Origin of the sequence: Burkholderia sp. SIMBA_051 (assembly GCF_046534915.1) — a bacterium.
Lineage (GTDB): Bacteria > Pseudomonadota > Gammaproteobacteria > Burkholderiales > Burkholderiaceae > Burkholderia > Burkholderia ambifaria.
Window position 1 is genome coordinate 1 of record NZ_JAWRXS010000532.1, and the last position, 257, is coordinate 257.

At 65.4% G+C, this 257-nt stretch carries 1 pseudogene; it reads left to right on the top strand.

Features of this window, described 5'->3' with window-relative positions:
* Positions 1-257, top strand: a pseudogene (locus SB771_RS35600) (aminoacyl--tRNA ligase-related protein); the annotation flags it as partial.

Consider the following 257-nt stretch of genomic DNA (forward strand, 5'->3'; position numbering starts at 1 on the left):
CAGCCCGACCAATCCTACGAAGCACTGGAGGACATGGTCGGTCACGCCGAGCGCGTGCTGCAATTGCTGGGGCTGCCGTACCGGGTGATGCTGCTGTGCACCGGACATGGGTTTCGGCTCGGCCAAGACCTACGACCTGGAGGTCTGGCTGCCGGCGCAGAACACCTGGCGCGAGATCTCGTCGGTGTCCAACTGCGAAACGTTCCAGGCCCGCCGCATGCAGGCGCGTTTCCGCAACGCGCAGGGCAAGCCGGAAT